The 19,802-nt window shown below is 31.6% G+C and carries 20 protein-coding genes; 13 read left to right on the top strand and 7 right to left on the bottom strand.

Annotated features, from left to right (window positions below):
* Positions 1–15: 15 nt before the first annotated feature.
* Positions 16–741, top strand: a complete 726-nt coding sequence (locus Q0935_RS10300; protein ID WP_299385590.1) for a tRNA-uridine aminocarboxypropyltransferase — start codon at positions 16–18, stop codon at positions 739–741.
* Positions 742–798: 57 nt separating this feature from the next.
* Here Q0935_RS10300 and Q0935_RS10305 read toward each other — a convergent pair whose 3' ends face one another.
* Together Q0935_RS10305 and Q0935_RS10310 are read right to left on the bottom strand one after the other, a co-directional pair.
* Positions 799–2,952, bottom strand: a complete 2,154-nt coding sequence (locus Q0935_RS10305; RefSeq protein WP_299385592.1) for a TonB-dependent receptor — start codon at positions 2,950–2,952, stop codon at positions 799–801.
* Between the two features lie 311 nt (positions 2,953–3,263).
* Positions 3,264–4,538 (bottom strand): NAD(P)/FAD-dependent oxidoreductase, encoded by a 1,275-nt coding sequence (locus tag Q0935_RS10310; protein ID WP_299385595.1) that lies wholly within the window; start codon positions 4,536–4,538, stop codon positions 3,264–3,266.
* A gap of 870 nt (positions 4,539–5,408) precedes the next feature.
* Between Q0935_RS10310 and Q0935_RS10315 the strand changes: the two genes are divergently transcribed.
* The 4 genes from Q0935_RS10315 (at position 5,409) to Q0935_RS10330 (ending at position 7,970) form a co-directional block, all read left to right on the top strand.
* Positions 5,409–6,092 (top strand): lysoplasmalogenase, encoded by a 684-nt coding sequence (locus Q0935_RS10315; protein WP_299385597.1) that lies wholly within the window; start codon positions 5,409–5,411, stop codon positions 6,090–6,092.
* Between the two features lie 252 nt (positions 6,093–6,344).
* Positions 6,345–6,839 carry an RNA polymerase sigma factor gene (locus Q0935_RS10320; RefSeq protein ID WP_299252372.1) on the top strand — a complete coding sequence of 165 codons (495 nt, stop codon included), beginning with the start codon at positions 6,345–6,347 and terminating at the stop codon, positions 6,837–6,839.
* 2 nt (positions 6,840–6,841) lie between these two features.
* Positions 6,842–7,486, top strand: a complete 645-nt coding sequence (locus Q0935_RS10325) for a hypothetical protein (RefSeq protein WP_299252369.1) — start codon at positions 6,842–6,844, stop codon at positions 7,484–7,486.
* A 4-nt stretch (positions 7,487–7,490) separates the two neighbouring features.
* Positions 7,491–7,970: a hypothetical protein gene (locus Q0935_RS10330; protein ID WP_299385600.1), complete on the top strand. Its 480-nt coding sequence runs from the start codon at positions 7,491–7,493 to the stop codon at positions 7,968–7,970.
* Between the two features lie 74 nt (positions 7,971–8,044).
* Here the strand turns inward: Q0935_RS10330 and Q0935_RS10335 are convergent, their stop codons facing one another.
* On the bottom strand, positions 8,045–8,851 hold the full coding sequence (locus tag Q0935_RS10335; protein WP_299252364.1) for a 1-acyl-sn-glycerol-3-phosphate acyltransferase: 807 nt from the start codon (positions 8,849–8,851) through the stop codon (positions 8,045–8,047).
* Positions 8,852–8,895: 44 nt separating this feature from the next.
* Positions 8,896–9,537: a CoA pyrophosphatase gene (locus Q0935_RS10340; RefSeq protein ID WP_299385603.1), complete on the bottom strand. Its 642-nt coding sequence runs from the start codon at positions 9,535–9,537 to the stop codon at positions 8,896–8,898.
* A 2-nt stretch (positions 9,538–9,539) separates the two neighbouring features.
* On the opposite strand from Q0935_RS10340, the gene Q0935_RS10345 reads away from it, so the two are divergent.
* Positions 9,540–10,256 (top strand): peptidylprolyl isomerase, encoded by a 717-nt coding sequence (locus Q0935_RS10345; RefSeq protein WP_299252358.1) that lies wholly within the window; start codon positions 9,540–9,542, stop codon positions 10,254–10,256.
* A 37-nt stretch (positions 10,257–10,293) separates the two neighbouring features.
* Here the strand turns inward: Q0935_RS10345 and Q0935_RS10350 are convergent, their stop codons facing one another.
* The 3 genes from Q0935_RS10350 to Q0935_RS10360 are packed head-to-tail and all read right to left on the bottom strand — an operon-like array spanning position 10,294 to position 12,142.
* Positions 10,294–10,893 carry a trimeric intracellular cation channel family protein gene (locus Q0935_RS10350; protein ID WP_299385606.1) on the bottom strand — a complete coding sequence of 200 codons (600 nt, stop codon included), beginning with the start codon at positions 10,891–10,893 and terminating at the stop codon, positions 10,294–10,296.
* A 31-nt stretch (positions 10,894–10,924) separates the two neighbouring features.
* Entirely contained in the window at positions 10,925–11,377 is a 453-nt protein-coding gene (locus Q0935_RS10355; RefSeq protein ID WP_299252352.1) for a DUF1569 domain-containing protein, read from the bottom strand.
* A 39-nt stretch (positions 11,378–11,416) separates the two neighbouring features.
* The gene (locus tag Q0935_RS10360; protein WP_299385609.1) at positions 11,417–12,142 is read right to left on the bottom strand and encodes an RDD family protein; all 726 of its coding nucleotides are present in this window, start codon (positions 12,140–12,142) and stop codon (positions 11,417–11,419) included.
* A gap of 35 nt (positions 12,143–12,177) precedes the next feature.
* On the opposite strand from Q0935_RS10360, the gene Q0935_RS10365 reads away from it, so the two are divergent.
* The 7 genes from Q0935_RS10365 (at position 12,178) to Q0935_RS10395 (ending at position 19,801) form a co-directional block, all read left to right on the top strand.
* Entirely contained in the window at positions 12,178–13,140 is a 963-nt protein-coding gene (locus Q0935_RS10365) for a stage II sporulation protein M (protein ID WP_055437522.1), read from the top strand.
* Positions 13,137–14,060 carry a hypothetical protein gene (locus Q0935_RS10370; RefSeq protein ID WP_299385611.1) on the top strand — a complete coding sequence of 308 codons (924 nt, stop codon included), beginning with the start codon at positions 13,137–13,139 and terminating at the stop codon, positions 14,058–14,060. The genes Q0935_RS10365 and Q0935_RS10370 overlap by 4 nt, the downstream gene beginning before the upstream one ends.
* Positions 14,053–14,772 (top strand): hypothetical protein, encoded by a 720-nt coding sequence (locus Q0935_RS10375; RefSeq protein ID WP_299385614.1) that lies wholly within the window; start codon positions 14,053–14,055, stop codon positions 14,770–14,772. Before Q0935_RS10370 ends, Q0935_RS10375 begins: the two co-directional genes overlap by 8 nt.
* Positions 14,765–15,958, top strand: coding sequence for a DUF4350 domain-containing protein (locus Q0935_RS10380; RefSeq protein WP_299385617.1), 1,194 nt, complete (start codon positions 14,765–14,767; stop codon positions 15,956–15,958). The genes Q0935_RS10375 and Q0935_RS10380 overlap by 8 nt, the downstream gene beginning before the upstream one ends.
* Positions 15,959–17,026: a MoxR family ATPase gene (locus tag Q0935_RS10385; protein WP_299385619.1), complete on the top strand. Its 1,068-nt coding sequence runs from the start codon at positions 15,959–15,961 to the stop codon at positions 17,024–17,026.
* On the top strand, positions 17,026–18,357 hold the full coding sequence (locus tag Q0935_RS10390; RefSeq protein ID WP_299385622.1) for a DUF58 domain-containing protein: 1,332 nt from the start codon (positions 17,026–17,028) through the stop codon (positions 18,355–18,357). Before Q0935_RS10385 ends, Q0935_RS10390 begins: the two co-directional genes overlap by 1 nt.
* A gap of 124 nt (positions 18,358–18,481) precedes the next feature.
* A complete protein-coding gene (locus Q0935_RS10395; protein WP_299385624.1) occupies positions 18,482–19,801 on the top strand; it encodes an OmpA family protein in 1,320 nt (439 codons plus the stop codon).
* Position 19,802 lies beyond the last annotated feature (1 nt).

Below are 19,802 nucleotides of genomic sequence, written 5' to 3' on the forward strand. Positions count from 1 at the left end.
AACAAAAGAGTAAACTTGCAAGTAGAAATAAAAAATCCAAGAATAACATGTTACAAATGCATGAGACCTTCAAGTACATGTATTTGTGAACACATTAGTCCTTTGCAGACTAAAACTCGTTTTATTATTCTTATGCACCCAAAGGAGTACAAAAAAGAAAAAAACGGAACTGGACATATAACTAACCTTCAACTTGAAAATTCAGAAATTATAGTTGGTGTCGATTTTACCAATAATAATCGTGTAAATAAAATATTGGCTCAAGAAAACAGTCCTTCATTTTTACTTTATCCCGGAAAAGATAATTTCAACTTATCCATGAGAAAAAGTTCAGAAATGAATTCTTTTATGGGTAGCAATCCAACCATCTTCCTTATTGATGGCACATGGCCATGCGCCCGCAAAATGCTTAAACTAAGTAAGAACTTGCAAAAGCTAGAAAGAGTAAGTTTTGATAATAAAATAAAATCTAAATTTATTATAAAACAGCAACCAGAGTCTCTTTGCCTTAGTACTATTGAATCTGTTTATACTGTATTAAATTTACTTAAAAAAGGTAATTTAGAACAATGCGAAACTAAAGACTTCCTTGTTCCTTTTGAAAAAATGATCGCGCATCAACTCGATTATATTCTAAACCCAAATAGTAAGAACTATTCTTTAACTGCAAACAGAGAGATTACTCCTAAGAACATGTATAAGAAAAATACAGAAAGAAATATTATTTTTGAACAAGGATAGATGTTGTGACTGAAATCCTCTCAAATTTGAAATCACTAAAGCAAAGCCACAATCTTATTACAAATTATCCAATTGGTTATCAGTTCCGTTTTCGCTAATAGTCCAAAAGAAACCTACAAAAAAGAATTGATCGGCTGCAGGCCTTAAAGCACGACTAGCAAAATTATTATTAATATCTGGTGTGTTTGCATATTGGTAACCGTTTACATTTTTAAAACCTAAAGCATTGTTTACAGAGAAATATAGAATTTTCTGCGGACTTAATAAATATGCCCAATTAAGGCTTAAACTATTGTAACTTTTAGTCTTTGCGTTTAAAAAACCATCTTCGTTTGGGTTGGTGTAAGTTCTACCAGAAGCAAAAGTGTAACTAAAACCAACTTGGCTTTTCCAGTTTTCTATCCAATATTTTCCAACTACAGATATATTGTGCTTGTTTGCAAAATTAGGTTGTGCTGCTTTTGAGTAGTTTCTATAATCGCGTTCTGTATCTAAATACGAGTAACTTACCCAATAGTCTATATTTTTTATGCTTTTATTATCGCGATAAAAGAGATCTAATCCTTTAGCAAATCCGTTACCTGAATTATTATAATTAGCATCGAAACTTGTAAACTCGGTATCGTATTTAACTAGGTTATTATAGTTTTTGTAATACGTCTCGGCTCTAAAAATCCGACCATCATTATTGTATTGGTAGTTTAAAATATAATGTTGTGTTTGCTGTGCTTCTAAATCCTGCTCGAACTTTAAAATATTAGAGTTTGGGTTTTGGTAAAAATTACCATACGCTAAAGACACTTGACTTTTAACTCCTGTTTTATAAGCTAAAGAGAATCTTGGTGCAATGGTCGCTTCTTTAAAAAGTTCGCTATATTCTGCGCGCAATCCTGCTTTTAACGCTAGCTTTTTAGAGAAAATAACATCGGCTTCTGTAAAAGCAGCAGATATATTATTTTTAAAGCCGTAATCTAAAGGTTGTATGGTTTCGTTCTGGAATACTTCGTTAAAATGGGTTGTAAAATACTCTGCACCAAAGTTTAATTTAAAACGATTGCTAAAACTTTTGCGGAGTTTTAGTTTTGCATGGATTGAATTTTCGGTATCATCGATAGCATTGGCATCAATATTCACTTTATTTTTAGCATGTGTGTAACTGATTCCTGATTCTAGTTTCCATCTGTTTTTTAGTTTTTCGGTATAAGAACCATTAAGATAAAGATTAGAATTATCTAGTTTAAAACGTAAACCTTCAGGATTATTAATATCCTCTTGGGTTAATTCGAAATTACTTTTATCGAAAGCTGAATACAATTTCAACATGCCATTGTTAGTTTTATATCTGTAAACTGCTTCTCCAGAAATGGTTTCGAAAGGTTTATGCCATTGGTTTCTATCGTTAAAAACAGCTTGATAAGGCGCTAAATTAATATACGATGCATTTACACTTAACGAGCTTCGCTCCCACTTTTGAGTGTTACCAAGTGTTGCACCAAGCGACATAATACCAATATCTGTTTTTTCCTGAGTAGGCTCATCGATAGTACTTAATAGCAATACACTTGATAAAGCCTGACCGTATTCTGCACTGTAACCACCTGTAGAAAAAGTAATACCATCAAATAAAAATGGTGAATAGCGTCCGCGAGTTGGCGTATTGTTTGCCGATGGTGTGTAAGGTGTAAACACACGAATACCATCTATAAATATTTGGGTTTCTTCGGCTTCACCGCCTCGTACAAACAGTCTACCATCTTCGGCAACAGTTGTTGTACCTGGTAATGTTTGTAATGCACCAACAAAATCGCCAAGTGCACTTGCCGTAGTTACAACATCCATAGACGTTAAAGCAGAGACTTTACTATTATCGCCAGCCGAAAACGTTCCTGCAGAAAGCACTACGGTATCAAGTGCGTTTACATCGTCTCTTAAAGTGATTTTTAGACCATTTAAAGTCGAAACGTCGCTTGACATCAAATAGGTCTCGAAAGAAATATAAGATACGGTTAGCGTTTGTGTGCCGCTTTCCGTAGTTTTAAAACTGAATTGGCCTTCTGCGTTTGTAGTGGCTCCATCGTAAGTGCCATCGAGATATACGTTGGCTCCTTCTATTGGATTGTTTTTTACGTCTGTAATCGTTCCGTTAACGATGGTTTGCGCAGAAAGCTGAAAAGTGACTAGTGTGATTAAAATGCCAATAAAAGACTTCATAGTTGGTTCGTTGATTTTAATTGATAGCACAAAGGTGCGTTTACACTATCGTTTTTAAAACTTATACTTACCGAACTGTCTTTTTTTTAGGCTGGAGTGTTTGTTGGATTCGTTGGATTGGTTGGATTGGTTGGATTGGTTGGATTGGTTGGATAATTAGATTATTCGTTTGTTCGATTCCGCAATACTGTCATTCCTGCGAAGGCAGGAATCTACTTTGTGTATTCAATGCTTGTGGATTCCTGCCTACGCAGGAATGACAATGTGATTGAATAGATTTTAGCGTCATTGCATAAGTAAGAACAACAAACCTATTTTTTATTATAAGGCCTTATTATTAACCTTGCAGCCTTATCGAAATTAATATAATTGTAAGTCCAATTAAAAAATACAATTACTCTATTTCTAAAACCTACAAGAGACATTAGGTGTACAAACATCCAAACAAACCAAGCAAAAAAGCCTGCAAATTTATAATGTTTTAAATCTACAACAGCTTTATTTCTACCTACGGTAGCCATAGAACCTTTGTCGTTATAGGTAAACTCTTTTAGTGGTTTATTTTCTATTAACCTTAGTATATTTTTACCTAATAGTTTTCCTTGTTGTATTGCTGGTTGTGCTACTTGTGGGTGTCCTTTTGGAAAAGCTTCGGTTTCCATTAATGCAATATCACCAAGTGCGAAAATAGAATTGTAACCTTCTACTTGGTTATATCTATTTACTTTATAACGGTTTGAGTGTTCCATTATAACTTTTGCATCCAGGCCTTTTACTGGTCGTCCTGTTACTCCTGCTGCCCAAATTAAGGTTTCGGATTGTAAAACTAAATCAGAATTGGTAGTTACCGTTTTACCGTCGTAATCTTTTACAAACGTGTTACAATGCACTTTAACGCCTAATTTATGTAAAAACTGTTCTGCTTTTTTAGAAGCATGCTCACTCATAGGTGGCAATACTCTTGCGTTACCTTCTAGCAAATGTATTTGCATTCTATTAGCATCTATATCTTTATAATCTCTTGGTAAGATGTGGTTTTTAAGCTCTGCAATTGCTCCTGCAAGCTCAACTCCAGTTGGTCCGCCACCAACTATTACAAAATTTAGTAATGCTTCGCGATCGGCTTTATTATTACTTACTGCCGCACTTTCAAAATTTTGAAGGATTAAACTACGAATATTAAGTGCTTGAGGCACTTTTTTCATTGGCATACTATGAGCTTCAATTGTTTTATTACCAAAGTAATTTGTTTTTGTTCCTGTAGCCAGTATTAAATAATCGAAAGTAAGCGTACCAATATCTGTATGGATTTCCTTTTTGTTGGCATCTATTTCTTCTACTTCCGTTAAACGGAAATAAGTATGCTTATGGTTTTTTATAATTTTTCTAAGTGGATAGGCAATAGAATCTGGTTCTAATCCTGCCGAAGACACCTGGTATAATAAAGGCTGAAAAGTGTGGTAATTCCGTTTGTCTATTAATACTACTTGTACATTCTTGTTTGCTAAAGACTTAGCCATACTTACACCTGCAAAACCGCCACCTACAATGACAACTCTGGGTAATTTAGATTCTGGAATATTCATAAAGTAAGATAATAAAAATAGAGAATCAAAGATACGGTTTACTGCTTACAAAGACTATTGATTGTAGGTTAAACAAATGGTTAAATAGATTATTCGATTGTTGGATTCCGCGATACTGTCATTCCTGCGCAGGCAGGAATCTATTATTCTTTTTTACTTCTCTTTATTGTGAATTCCTGCCTGCGCAGGAATGACAATATGGTTGAATAAATTTTAGCGTAATTAATTTTTAATATTGAATTAGTTGACGGATGGATACAATCGATTATTAGATTACTCGACTTGCTGGATTGTTAGATTAGTTCGATTCTACTTGTCAATGTGAGGAGAGACGAAGGAACGACGTGGCAATCTTTTGTTGAATTATTGTTTTTTTTGGGGACTTTTGGATTACTCGCTTGTTCGATTGTTGAATACTTCGATTCCGCAGTACTGTCATTCCTGCGAAGGCAGGAATCTACTATTCTTCTTTACTACTCTTTATTATGGATTCTTGCCTTCGCACGAATGACAATGTGGTTGAATAGATTTTAGCGTAATGAATTAGTATTTTATTAGTTGATGGATAGATACAATCGATTATTAGATTACTCGACTTGTTGGATTGTTAGATTAGCTCGATTCTACTTGTCATTGTGAGGAGAGACGAAGGAACGACGTGGCAATCTTTTGTTGAATTATTGTTTTTTTGGAGACTTTTGGATTACTCGCTTGCTCTATTATTGAATACTTCGATTCCGTAATACTGTCATTCCTGCGAAGGCAGGAATCTACTATTCTTTTTACTTCTCTTTATTATGGATTACAGCATGCTCAGGAATGATAAAGCATTTTAAATTACATACTTTTACATAACTCAAACCAACTTTAATGAAATCAACCTCATCATTTTTCTTTTACATTGTATTTGCCATTATTGTTTTATTTGAAACACTACTTGCTAATTGGCTAAACCTAGATTGGATACATTACATATCTAAACCATTAGTTGTAATTAGCCTTATTCTGTTTTACAAAAAACATAGTAAACTATTAAATACAAACATTAGAATACTTACAATTCTAGCATTGGTATTTTCGTTATTTGGTGACGTGCTTTTATTGTATGTTAATCATTCTCAATATTTTTTTATATCGGGATTAATTGCTTTTTTAATAGCTCACATTTTCTATTGCTTAGTATTTTTAAAACATAGAAATAAAAGCAAAAGTCCTTATGGTTTTATTGCATTACTTTTAGTTTATGCATTAGGATTATTTTGGTTATTAAAATCGGGATTAAACAATTTATTAATTCCTGTAATTTTATACATGTTTGTAATTTTAGCAATGGCAACTTTTGCATATTTAAGGCATGGAAAAGTTAATGTGCAAAGTTATAATTTGGTGTTTTATGGCGCGTTGGTTTTTATGATTTCGGATAGCCTTTTAGCACTTAATAAATTTTATTTATCATTACCATTTGCAGATTTTAGTATTATGTTTACTTATGCTTTGGCACAATTACTTATTGTTAAAGGCTTACTATCTCAAGACAAAGAAGAAACACTATAGAGAACGCCTATACAAACAATTAACACAAATACAATCAGACTATTAACCTCATTACATAAAGCTTTAATTTAATACTAAACCCCAAATTTATGATGATTTGCGTTAGGGATTGTAGCGGCATCCTTTTGTTTTTTTCGACAAAAGATATAGCGTAAAGCCCGACCTTTAGGTAACGCCCAAAAAAATAATATTATATATTTTTGTAACAAATTATATTTTTAAACTACTTATATAGTAACCTAACCAAAAACATTGAATAAAGAACTCGAACATAGTTTTGTAGAACTGCTGGAAAAACACCAGAACATCGTACACAAAGTCTGTAGATTATACACCAATAATTACGACGCGCACAACGATTTGTTTCAGGAAATTACTATCCAGTTATGGAGAGCTTACCCGAAATTTCGTGGTGATGCAAAGTTTAGTACGTGGATGTATCGTGTGGGTTTAAATACCGCAATTACACTTTACAGAAAGTCTAAACGTACTATAAAAACAACCGAGTTTGATACTGTGCAGTTTAAAATTAAGGCTGAGGATTATGATGATACTGAGGAGCAGCAATTAAAATTACTATACAGTGCTGTTCACCAATTAAATGATATTGAAAAAGCGTTAGTTTTCTTGTATTTAGAAGACAAAAACTACAAAGAGATTAGTGAAACAATGGGTATTACTGAAGTAAATGCCAGAGTGAAGATGAATAGAGTGAAAACGAAGTTAAGAACCATTTTAAATCCGTAATTATGGATGAATTAGAATTATTAAAGAAAGATTGGCAGAAGGAGGATAACAAAGATTTTCCTGTTTTGAGCTATAAAGAAATATACAAGATGATATTAAAAAAATCGTCTTCGATAGTGAAGTGGATTTTTATTATTAGTCTACTTGAACTGGTGTTTTGGCTTGCACTGTCGTTTATTTTTAAAGCGACGAGTAAAAATGATCAAATTACAGATCTTGAATCTACTACTGTTTTTATAGTTTTATCTGTAATATCTTATGCTGTATTAGTGTACTTTTTCTACAGGTTTTATATGAATTATAAAACGATAAATAGCACGGATAACGCCTCTACTTTAATGAAAAACATTTTAAAGACTAGACGTACCGTTAAACAATATGTGTTCTTTAATCTTGGTTATTTAGTGCTTAGTATGGCTATTCTATTGCCATACATTCTAGATCACGATCCTAAAACAAAAACAATTATAGAAAGTGCCACTGCTAATGGAGACCTCTTTAAGTTTTACTCTGCAATGATTGTAGGTACCGTATTAATTGTTGGTATAGTTATAGTAATTTTACTTTTATTTTATTGGTTAATTTATGGTATTCTTTTAAAACGATTAAACCATAATTATAACGAATTAAAGAAACTAGAAGTTTAAGTTTATGATAAATAAAACCATTCTTTTTCTTAAAAATTTAGCTTCTAACAGTAATAGTAAGAAAGAGATTAAGACATACAATCGTTTTATTTATATACTAAAGGATATAGAGCGTAGAGACTTAACAGATGTTGATAAACACGCTATAGAAACAGAATTGGCTATTATAAATCCTGAAGCTAATACTGATGACTTTAAAACCTTAAAAAAGAAATTTAATGCTTTTATGTGTTTTGCTAAGAAGAAACTAAATTTAACTTCTGAAGGGCATTACATGTCGCTTGGAATGACTTTAGGTCTCTCTATTGGCATGGCTTTAGGAATGTGTTTTGGTATTCCTTTTAGCGAAGACAAAAGCCTGGGCGTAGTTTTTGGGATGAATATAGGTATGATAATTGGCATGGCCTTAGGTATGGCCATTGGAGCCTACAAAGACCAAGAAGCTAAGAAAAAAGACACCATTTTAAACAGTAAAGCTTCTTAAGTTATTAAGAAGCTTTACTGTTTAAGTATAAAATGTTTTTGCTTTAAATTTTTATAAAATTCTTTTAAAACTTATTACTCTCCAAGCCACTCACGTTGCTTATTAAGCTCTTCTTGAGCCAATAATTCTTTTTGGGAAATAACTTTTAAAAATGAAGGATGTTGCTCGATAGCGTATTCTATTTTTTCTACAATACTTGCTATAGATTCGTTTTCGTAATCAATTTCTAAAGGCTTTTTAATTTCGAAAGTTTGATACACGTTTTTCTTTTTAATACGTAATCCTTTTTTATCGAAAGAGCGTCTAAAACCATCTATTACTATAGGTACTACAATAGGCTTATAACGCTTAATAATATGTGCAGTTCCTTTACGAATAGGTTTAAATGGTGTTGTTGTACCTTGTGGAAAAGTAACCACCCAACCATCGTCTAAGGCTTTTGATATGGCAGAAATGTCACTCATTTTAACCTGTCTGTTAATATTTTCTCCTTTACTTCTCCAAGTACGCTCTATACTAATAGAACCTGTATAAGCAAATATTTTTGGTAGTAAACCAGATTTCATAGTTTCTTTTGCCGCTACATAATACATGTTTAGCTTAGGATGCCATAAATAACCTACGTTTTTAATAGAGTCATCCCTATTGCTTAAACTCGCATTAAAAACATGAAACATAGATATTACATCTGCAAAGTATGTTTGATGATTAGATATAAAAAGGACGTTAGTATCTGGTAAGTCTTTTATAATTTCGGAACCTTCAATTTGCAATTCATTAAAGCCACGAAAACGCCTGTGTGTAAGCACACCAAGAATTCTAATTAGCCACTTTTTTACAAATAATATATGTCCGAAAGGATTTCGTTTAAATAAACCCATAATTTTTTTTAGTTCTTAGGATTAACAAATGTAGCGAAATACAACTATTTAAAGGTAGCCTTTAACAAGTCTTTCACTTCACTTAACATCATAGCTGTTGCTCCCCAAACCAAATGATTATTTAAATTATAAGCTGGAACACTCACTTTTAGACCGTTAGCAAGCGTTACTATTTTTGTAGTTATTATTTTTTCGTTTAAAAAATCGCTAAGTTTTATTTCTAAAAGATCTTCTACCTCTGTGTCTTGCTTAATAAACTCTGGTGTATTTTCTACAAAACCCAAAAATGGTTTAACATAAAAATTACTTGGCGGAATATACATTTGAGTCAATTCTTTTAAAACAGTAATAGTATTTTGCTTTACTCCTATTTCCTCCTCTGTCTCACGTAAAGCCGCTTGCTTGTTGGTTTCGTTAGCTTCTAATTTTCCACCAGGAAAACCTACTTGTGCAGAATGGACGCCTTTATACGTTTTTCTTAAAATTAAAATAAGATAAGTTTCTCCTTCGCTATTTGGATAAAACAAAGCCATTACAGCACTTTTTCTTGCTTTTTTTATTCTTTCTGCTTGCTGCTTAATTAAATCTCCTCTGTAAGGAGGCGACATTTTAAACTGTGAGGTTTCGGCTGGCAGCGGTAAATTTTCTATTTTTACGATAGATTTTAAAAACGATTCAAATTTCATTTATGAGAGGACTTCTAATACTTGCTATATTACTATTATTTAATTGTGAAGATAAACAATCTAAACCTAAAACTGTCGAGAAAATTACAACTAAAATCGACACTATAAAACCTGAGATTGAAGAAAAGGTAATAGAAATAGACAGCTCTAAACTAAGCTTAGAAGAACGCTACCTCCCTTTAAACGATAAGAATGCTATGGATTTCTTTCGCGAATATGGTAAAGTTCACAAAGAAAACAAAGTGCGTATTTTTACGCAATATGGCACTATAGATTTAGAGTTATTTAACAACGTAGAATACCATAGAGCAAACTTTATATTTCTTACTAAAAACAAAATATTCGATGGTACACAGTTTCATCGTGTGGTTAAAAACTTTGTTATACAAGGTGGAAATAGTGATGAACCAGAGGTTTTAAAAAAGCGTGGTAAAATTGGTCGTTACCTTTTACCTCCAGATGTTAGACATGGCTACAAGCATAAGCGTGGTATTATCTCTATACCTAGTGGAGAAATTGAAGATGCTTATAAATTAGCTTCTCCTTTCGAGTTTTTTATTACACAAAGCAATCAGTATCATTTAGATGGAGAATACACTGCTTTTGGTCGTGTTACAAACGGTTTAGATGTGGTAGATAAAATTGCAGAACAGGAAGTTGATGGAGGCCATTGGCCAATGCATAATATTTATATTGATAAGGTCGAGGTTTTAAAATAGCTAAATTTACTATTCTATTTTATTGCTTTATAAATGATTATCTATACAAACTTGGCAACCTCAATTTAAACTTTACAGCTAAAATTCTTACCGTAATAACTACCAATCCAGCAATTATAAATACAAGGTTCCCTTCTATTGGTAAACGTTTTATAATAAAATAAACAATACCTCCAAGAATACAGGCTGTTGCATAAACTTCTTTTCTGAAAATTACAGGAATTTCATTACATAAAATATCACGAATTACACCTCCAAAACAAGCAGACATTGTACCTAATGCAATACAAATAATTGGGTGCAAACCTGCGTTTATTCCTTTTTCTATTCCTACTACGGTATACAAACCTATCCCAATAGTATCGAATAAAAACAGTGATTTACGTAAATAATCTATTTTAGATTTAAAAATTACTGCTAAAATTGTTGATATTAAAACCACGTAAACAAAGGTCATATCCTTCATCCAACTTACAGGTGTATCACCAATAAGTACATCTCTTAAAGTACCACCACCAACAGCTGTTACAAATGCAATTATAAGAACACCAAAAGCATCCATTCTTTTATTAAGAGCAATTAAAACTCCAGAAATAGAGAATGCTAAAGTTCCTAAAATATCTATTATGTAAAACATTGGTTACTATACTGTTTTATTATTGAAATAATTATACTGCAAACTGCGTTAAGTGATGTTCTAAATGCTTGTAGAAAGAATTATTCCACTCTTTTGCTGTTAACTTACCAAAAGAATGAGATTCTTTACCTTCAAAATAATCTTCACCAAGCTCTTGTGTTTTTAGTATATAATCTACCAATCGTTTCTTTTCAACTTCGAATGCTCTTGCATCTGTAATTATAAATTGTGGAGCAGTTCTTCCGTTTTTAGGATACGGTTTTTCATTTACAACTGCTTTTTTTACAAACAGTTTTAACATCGTTTTTACAAAAGCATTGGGTTTTGCATGCTTATCTGTATACACCATTTCGTAAGAAACAGAACAATGTGCTAGCATTTGCGAAACAGACATTTTTCCCCAACTTGGTTGTGTTGCTTCAGTTAAATTATTAATTCTATTAACAACCTCGTTTGTAATTTCTTTATCGAAAATGTTTTTCATTTTATCTGTTTTTTAACAAAGTCAAATTTACTACTCTACTTACATGCTTTGTGTATAGTAGTTATAATCTTTTAAAATAGTTTCTACAAAATCCTTATCGTACATCTTGCTTTCAATATTTAAAATCTCACTTATTTTTTTCCTTAAAAGAATAAATGTTTTATAGTCGTTAGTCTTCTTAGCAATAGTAAAAGCTTCCTTAATTATTCTAACATCTTTATCTTTTAACTGGGTTACATTAGTAAAAACAGGCTGATAATCTTCAACTAAATCTTCTAATATGGTGCTTGAAATTTTATGTTTGTTCTTTGTTGAAATTACCACTGTACCGGCAGCAGAATCTCCTACACGTTGTTTTTTATCTGAAAACAAAATACTTAATACACCTATAGAAGCAAAAAACATCCAAATGTCTATTAAGCGTAACATCCAACGTACAAACAAATTATACCATTGTGTTGGTGATCCATCTATGCGCACCACTTTAATTTTCATTATCATTTTACCAATGGTTCTACCTTCAAATATAATATGGCATAACACCGAATAAAATAAGGCAGGCAAAGTAATTAAACCTAGTAATCCTCTTTTTCCCCAATCATCAATTTCAAAAATATCTGAAATAGAAACTAAGTTTTCCATTAAAGACATATAAGTAAGCAGAATAATACCGTCTATTAAAAAAGCAAGTAGTCTTTCTCCTAACCCAATAAGTTTGTAATCTAAGTTTACATTTTGCGCAGTGTTAATTGCTAAATTGCTCATGGAAATGTATATTCGTTAAAATTATTATTTATAATATGCGCGAGGCATCTTTTGTGAAGCAAAATAAGGAAAAATGGATTGCATTTGAAAAATCATTGCATAATAATCTCAAAATAAATCCAGACACCTTAGCTTCTTACTACATTCAACTTACAAACGATTTGTCTTATGCGCAAACATACTATCCTGATAGTAAAACTTTAGCATACTTAAACTCGTTAGCTTCAGAGGCGCATCAGAAAATTTATATCACAAAAAAAGAAACTAATAATAAGATTGTTTCTTTTTGGAAATACGAGTTTCCCTTATTTTTTAAACAATACCATAAAACCTTACTTTATACTTTTCTGTTTTTTATGGCTGCTGTAGTTATTGGAGCTGTTTCAACTATAAACGATGATAGTTTTGTACGTTTAATTTTAGGCGATGCTTATGTTAATATGACAATTGAAAACATTGAAAAAGGAGAACCAATGGCTGTATATAAAAGCAGTGGAGAAATTGGGATGTTTTTAGGCATTACAATTAATAATATAAGAGTTGGAATATTTGCCTTCGCTATGGGTATTTTGTTTAGCGTTGGTACCATTTATGTATTATTTAGCAATGGTATTATGCTTGGTGCTTTTATTACTTTTTTCTACAACTATGGTGTTCTAGAAAAAACATCTACCGTTTGGCTGCATGGTACCATTGAGATTTCTGTAATTGTAATTGCCGGATGTGCTGGGCTTGTAATGGGTAATAGTTTTCTGTTTCCAAAAACTTATTCTAGGCGCGTCTCCTTTATGAAAGGCGCTAAAGATGGTTTAAAAATTATTGTGAGCACCTTTCCATTTTTTATTATTGCTGGTTTTATTGAAGGTTTTATTACAAGATATGGCGATAATATGCATTGGATAATTTCATATAGTATTATCTTAGCTTCTGCAGCATTAATCAGCTATTATTATATTTTCTATCCTATTATACTTAACCGAAAATTGAAAATTAATTGAAAACAAAATATATAGAATTACGTACCAGAAACACTTTTGGATCCATTATAGACAACTACTTTACTTTTTTAAAATATAATTTTAAAGACTACATTAATCTGTATTTAAGATACAATGCATTAAGTGTTATTTTTGTATTACTATCTAGCTACCTATTAGTAACCGGTTTTATGGGTTTAGCAAGTAGAGATTTTAGATTTGGGATGGGAAGCGATGAAACCGAAACTCAATTATATTTAGGTTTTGGAGCTATACTACTAGTCTTAATTTATTTTATTACTGCTTTAATTAATTATAGCTTTTCTAGTTCATATATTACACAATATGTAAAGACTCAAGGAAATCAAACCTCTAAAAACATATGGGACAGTATAAAAGATAATATTGGAAATATATTCCTATTTATTCTTTTAGGTATCTTAATTTATATAGGTTATTTTGTAATTTCATTAGTACTCGCCTTTATTCCGGTTGTTGGTACTTTAGTACAATATGCTATTAGTTTTATCCTTTCTACTATGTTCGGTATTGCTTTTATGGCTATATTTTCTAACGAGTTATCTACTGTAGAAGCTTTAAAAGAAGGCTGGGATTTTTCGATTAATAATTTTTTAAAAGTAATAGGTTATAGTTTTGTTATTGGTTTTTTAAACCTGATGATTATGACTCTAATTCTAGCAATTCCTGGTTTCCTTTTATCCATTTACATTTACTTTTCTGCCGAAAGTAATATTGATATAGTTACCAGTAATTTTGCAAGTATTTTATTTACAATCTCATTTGCAGTTTTCCTTTTAACGCTTATTTTCTCTCAAGCATTATCACAATTAGCTTACGGTGTACTTTTCTATAATTTACACGAAGAAAAGTACAACACCTATTTACAAAGTAAAATAGACTTGATTGGCAAAGATGAATAAAGCACTAAAAATCACATATCTGTTATGCTTGACTTTTTTTAGTTTCACGTCTGCGAATGCGCAAGACTTAGATATTAAAAAGGATTCTTCTACTGTAAATGTTACTTATTTTAAAGATAATATAAAGGAACGCTATACAGGCAGCGATTTCAACTACTCTATTAACGATACCGGTGGTATTAATTTAGTACAAACAATTTTTAAAAAATTCTTTGGATGGCTTCAAGATATCTTCGGAATTGATATAGATGTTAACTATCAAGTTTTAGAATACATAGTGTATGCTATATTAGGCCTTGGCACCTTGTTTTTACTTATTCGCTTCCTCATGCAAACGCCAATAAGTAGTGTGTTTAAAAATGAAGCTCGCACCATAGATTCTATTCATTTTACTGAAGAAACCTTAACCGAAACTAACTTTGATAAGCTTACTAAAAAAGCCATTAAAAAAGGAAACTATAGACTTGCAACGCGTTACCTCTATTTAAGAGCTTTACAACAGCTCTCTAAAAAAGAAATAATAAAATGGAATTTCGATAAAACCAATAACGAATACATAAGTGAAATTAAAGACCACAATACTAAAGACTTATTTAAACGTGCTTCTCATGTTTACGATTATGTTTGGTATGGTGAGTTTGCTATAGACGAAGAGAAATTCGTTCAAAATCAAGAGCTTTTTAACCAATTAAATAAGGCAACTAATGGATAAACGCTCAAAAATAGCACTGTACAGCATTGGCGCAGTTATCTTGTTAATGATTATTGGAGAAATTGCAAAACCTAAAGCCTTAAGCTGGAGAGATTCTTACAATTCTCAAGATAAAATTCCGTTGGGTTGCTATGTTCTTTTTAATGAATTAGAAACATTCACAGATAAAGATATCATTACCAATACAAACGATTTCTACTCTAGTTATAAAGACATAGATTCTACAAAAAAATCTACTACAATTTTTATAAATAAAAATGTTTCTTTTTATGGAGAAGAAGCAGATGCTTTACTAAAATATGTAAACCAAGGAAATACAGCATTAATATCTACCACTAGTTTTTATGGTAAGATTGCAGATACCCTAAACATTGAAACTAGAAACGTACAAACAAGTTTCATTAAAAAAGAAACAGAACAAGAGTTTACTAACCCTAGTTTAGCAGATAATAAAACTATCTTTAAAGATGTTATCGAGAACAGTTATTTTGTTTCTATAGACACATTAAACACAACTGTTTTAGGCACCATCTATAATGATGAATTAGAAGAAAAGGTTAACTTTATAAAAGTAAAATTTGGCGAAAATAACGGTGCTTTTTTAATACATACAAATCCTTTTGCTTTTACTAATTACCATTTACTAAATAATAATGAGGATTATGCAGCAACCGTTTTATCTTACCTACCAAAAGATCAAATAATTTGGGACGATTATTATAAATCTGGACGAAGAGTAATACAAAGTCCGTTACGTTATATTTTATCGCAACCGTCTTTAAAATGGGCTTTCTATTTAGCAATAACAACCTTAATAGTGTTTGTTTTATTTAAAAGCAAACGTACACAGCGTATTGTTCCTGTTATAGAGCCTCTAGAAAATACAACGGTAGAATTTACAAAAACTATTGGCGGATTATATTTTCAGAATAAAGAATACACAAATATTATAGATAAGAAAATAACCTTTTTCTTAGAAACCATTAGAACACAATATTATTTAAACACCACCAATTTAAATAGTGATTTTATAGAAAAACTTGCTCTTAAATCGGCAACATCACTAGCAGATGTAAAAGCATTAATAGATTTAATAAAGTATTGTAAGCAAAAGCAAGTACATACAGAAAACGACTTAATTGTATTGAATACTAAATTAGAAGAATTTTTAAATAACGAAAATTAAATGGAAGATCAAAACAACCTAGAAAACCAAAATATAGACGCTACAAATAATACTAATAACGAAGCCGAAGTTAATACTACTGCCGAAACAAATAGTAACGAAACATTTAATAGCCGTATAGATTTAGCACCATTACAACACGCTGTAGAAAGTGTAAAGAATGAGATTTCTAAAGTTATTGTTGGCCAAAGCAACATGATAGAATTACTTATTATTTCTATACTTGCAAATGGACATTCGCTTATAGAAGGTGTTCCTGGTGTTGCAAAAACAGTAACAGCAAAATTACTAGCAAAGACCTTAGATGTCGATTTTAGTAGAATACAGTTTACTCCAGATTTAATGCCTAGTGATATTCTTGGAACCTCTATTTTTAATGTAAAATCTCAAGAGTTCGAATATAAAAAAGGTCCTATTTTTTCTAATATTATTTTAATTGATGAAATAAACCGTGCGCCCGCAAAAACGCAAGCAGCATTATTTGAGGTTATGGCAGAACGCCAAGTCACTATAGATGGTAGCCGTTACATTATGGAAAAACCATTTTTAGTTTTTGCAACTCAAAACCCAATAGAACAGGAAGGAACTTACAGACTTCCAGAAGCGCAATTAGATCGTTTCTTATTTAAAATTGAAGTAGATTATCCGTCTTTAGAAGAAGAAATAGAAATACTTGTTGGTAACCATAAGAGTAAAGATGCTATAGATTTCGATAACGTTACTAAGGTTTTAAACGCTAAGGAAATAGCAAAATACCAAGACATTGTAAAATCTATTTTTATAGAAGATAACTTAATAAAATACATAGCATCTATTGTAAATAATACAAGAACAAATGCTAATCTTTATTTAGGCGCTTCACCAAGAGCCTCAATTTCTATTATGAATGCTGCTAAAGCCAACGCAGCCATTAATGGTAGAGATTTTGTTACTCCAGACGATATTAAACGTTGTACTAAAGCAGTATTAAAACACCGTTTAGTGCTTACACCAGAACGCGAAATGGAAGGCTTTACAAATGCTAAAGTAATAGACCAGATTTTAGAAACTATAGAAATTCCGAGATAGTGAAATCATTTTTTAAAAATAGTTATTTAACCTCTCGATTTTTTTTAGTCGTAGGAATCATTATTGCCTTATTTATCCTGGCATACATTTTTCCTGGATTATTAAACATCATAAAAATGCTGTTTTTTGTTTTCTGCGGATTAATGATAATAGATTTTATTATTCTTTATAAGCAGAAAGGAATACATGCAACTCGTGTATTGCCAGAAAAATTAAGTAATGGCGACGATAATGAGATTGCAATATCTATAGAAAATCATTACAACTTTAAAACTTATATTAAGTTAATCGACGAGCTTCCTTTTCAATATCAAAAAAGAGATTTCAACATCAATACTGTAGTAGAAAAAGGAGATTCTAAAAAAATAAAATACACGTTACGCCCATTAGAACGTGGCGAATATCATTTTGGAAATCTAAACCTTTACACCAACTCGCCTATAGGACTCGTTTCTAGACGTTACAAATTTGGTAAAGACGAAATGGTGCCCAATTATCCATCTTTCTTACAATTAAGAAAGTATGCGCTTATGGCATTTACCAATAAACTATCGGAATATGGCCTTAAAAAAATAAGAAGAATTGGTCATACCATGGAATTCGAGCAAATTAAAGATTATGTTCCTGGTGATGATATTAGAAATATTAATTGGAAAGCAACTGCAAAACGCAACCAATTAATGGTTAATCAATTTCAGGATGAGAAATCTCAACCTGTATATTCTGTTATTGATAAAGGTCGTGTAATGCGTATGCCTTTTGAAGGTTTAAGCCTTTTAGATTACGCCATAAACGCAACGCTTGTAATTAGTAATATCGCACTAATGAAACAAGATAAGGCAGGTATGTTTGCGTTTTCTAGAAACGTAAGCAATAGAGTTGTTGCACAACGTAGGCCATCTCAAATGAATACTATTTTAGAAACCTTATATAATTTAGATACAGATTATGCCGAATCGGATTTTGCGAGGCTTTATATAGATGTAAAAAGAACTATTAACCAAAGAAGTCTATTCCTACTTTATACTAATTTTGAAACGTTAGATGCGCTACATAGACAATTAGGCTATTTACAAGCTTTGGCAAAAAACCACTTATTAGTTGTTATTTTCTTTAAAAACACCGAATTAGATAAGATTACGACTAAAAAAGCAGATAATACCTTCGAAATTTTCGAAAAAACTATTGCCGAGAAATTCATCTACGAGAAAAAACTTATTGTAAACGAGCTCCAAAAGCACGGCATCTACTCTATTCTAACTACACCACAAAATTTAACGGTAGACACTATTAATAAATACCTAGAAATTAAAGCTAGAGGCTTGCTGTAAAACCAATATTATCGTATTTTAACTAAGGTTTAAGCACTTTAATCGCTTAAGTTTCATTTATTTTTTATTTTCTAATTTTTAGTATATCTTGCTATTGCTATTAATTAATCTCAAATAAAACCCAATGAAACCATTTGGCTATATTCTTATTGCAATTGTTTCAGCTTTAAGCTTTCAAACCGTAAATTCTCAAACTATAAACAATCCTTGGACCACTAGTTTTGGAACCAATGCTATTAACAATCCTGTTCGAGAACAAGAAGCTGGCTTAGGCCGTTTTAAAACTTGGAACCTAAATCCTGCAGGTTTTAGACTATCTGCCGGGCGCTTAATAAAAAACAGAATTACTTTTGAAGCTATCGCATCGCTTAACAGTTTAGAAGAAAATTATCCTACAGAAGACACTGCCGATCTTGAATATCCATATGTTGCTTTAGATGGTATGTTTAAATATCAATTTACCAATGGACTTAGTGTATTAGATCCTTATGTTACTATTGGTGGCGGTTACACTTGGCTAGACACTATAGGTGCCGGAACTGTTAATGGCGGGATTGGTACAAATATTTGGATTGGAACTTCTTTTGGATTTAATATTCAAACAACCTATAAACACGCTTTCGAAGATTATGGTTTAAAACACTGGCAACATTCTGCTGGAATAATTTTTAGATATGGCGGAAAAGACACAGATAAAGATGGTATAAACGATGACAAAGATGCCTGTCCGGAATTATTTGGCTCGTTCGAAACTAATGGTTGTCCAGATGCAGATAAAGATGGCGTAATTGACAGCGAAGATCTTTGTCCTAATAATTTTGGTCCAGCAAACATGCGTGGATGCCCAGATAACGATGGCGATGGTACACCAGATAAATACGATAAATGCCCAGAAGTAAAAGGAGCAATTAATGATGATGGCTGCCCAGTTTTCGATACAGATAAAGATGGTGTAATAGACAGTAGAGATAAATGCCCGCAACAACCTGGACCAGCCAGTAATGCTGGATGTCCAACAAAAGAACAATTACAACAAAAAAGCATAATACAACACCAAGAGCAAACAGAACGAAATAATGCTATAAAATTAAAAGTAACTAATGAGTTAAAAGAATTTGCACAATTTGTAACGTTTAACAATAGTAAAGCAACTTTAACAAGTACAGGCATGGCAGCTTTAGATAATATTTCTAAAGTTATGCTAACGCAACCAAACATGAAATTTCACATTGCAGGACATACAGACAATTTAGGAAGCAATGAAACAAATATGTTATTATCTGAAAAAAGAGCCAATGAAGCCAAAACATATTTAATTTCTAAAGGTGTAAATGCTAAAAGCCTAACATCTCAAGGTTATGGTGAAGAAAAACCTGTTGTAGATAATAGTACTGCAGAAGGCAGATTAAAAAACAGACGAATAGAAATTTTTATTGTTAATTAAT

The organism is uncultured Lacinutrix sp. (assembly GCF_947500605.1).
In the GTDB taxonomy this organism is placed as follows: Bacteria; Bacteroidota; Bacteroidia; order Flavobacteriales; family Flavobacteriaceae; genus Lacinutrix.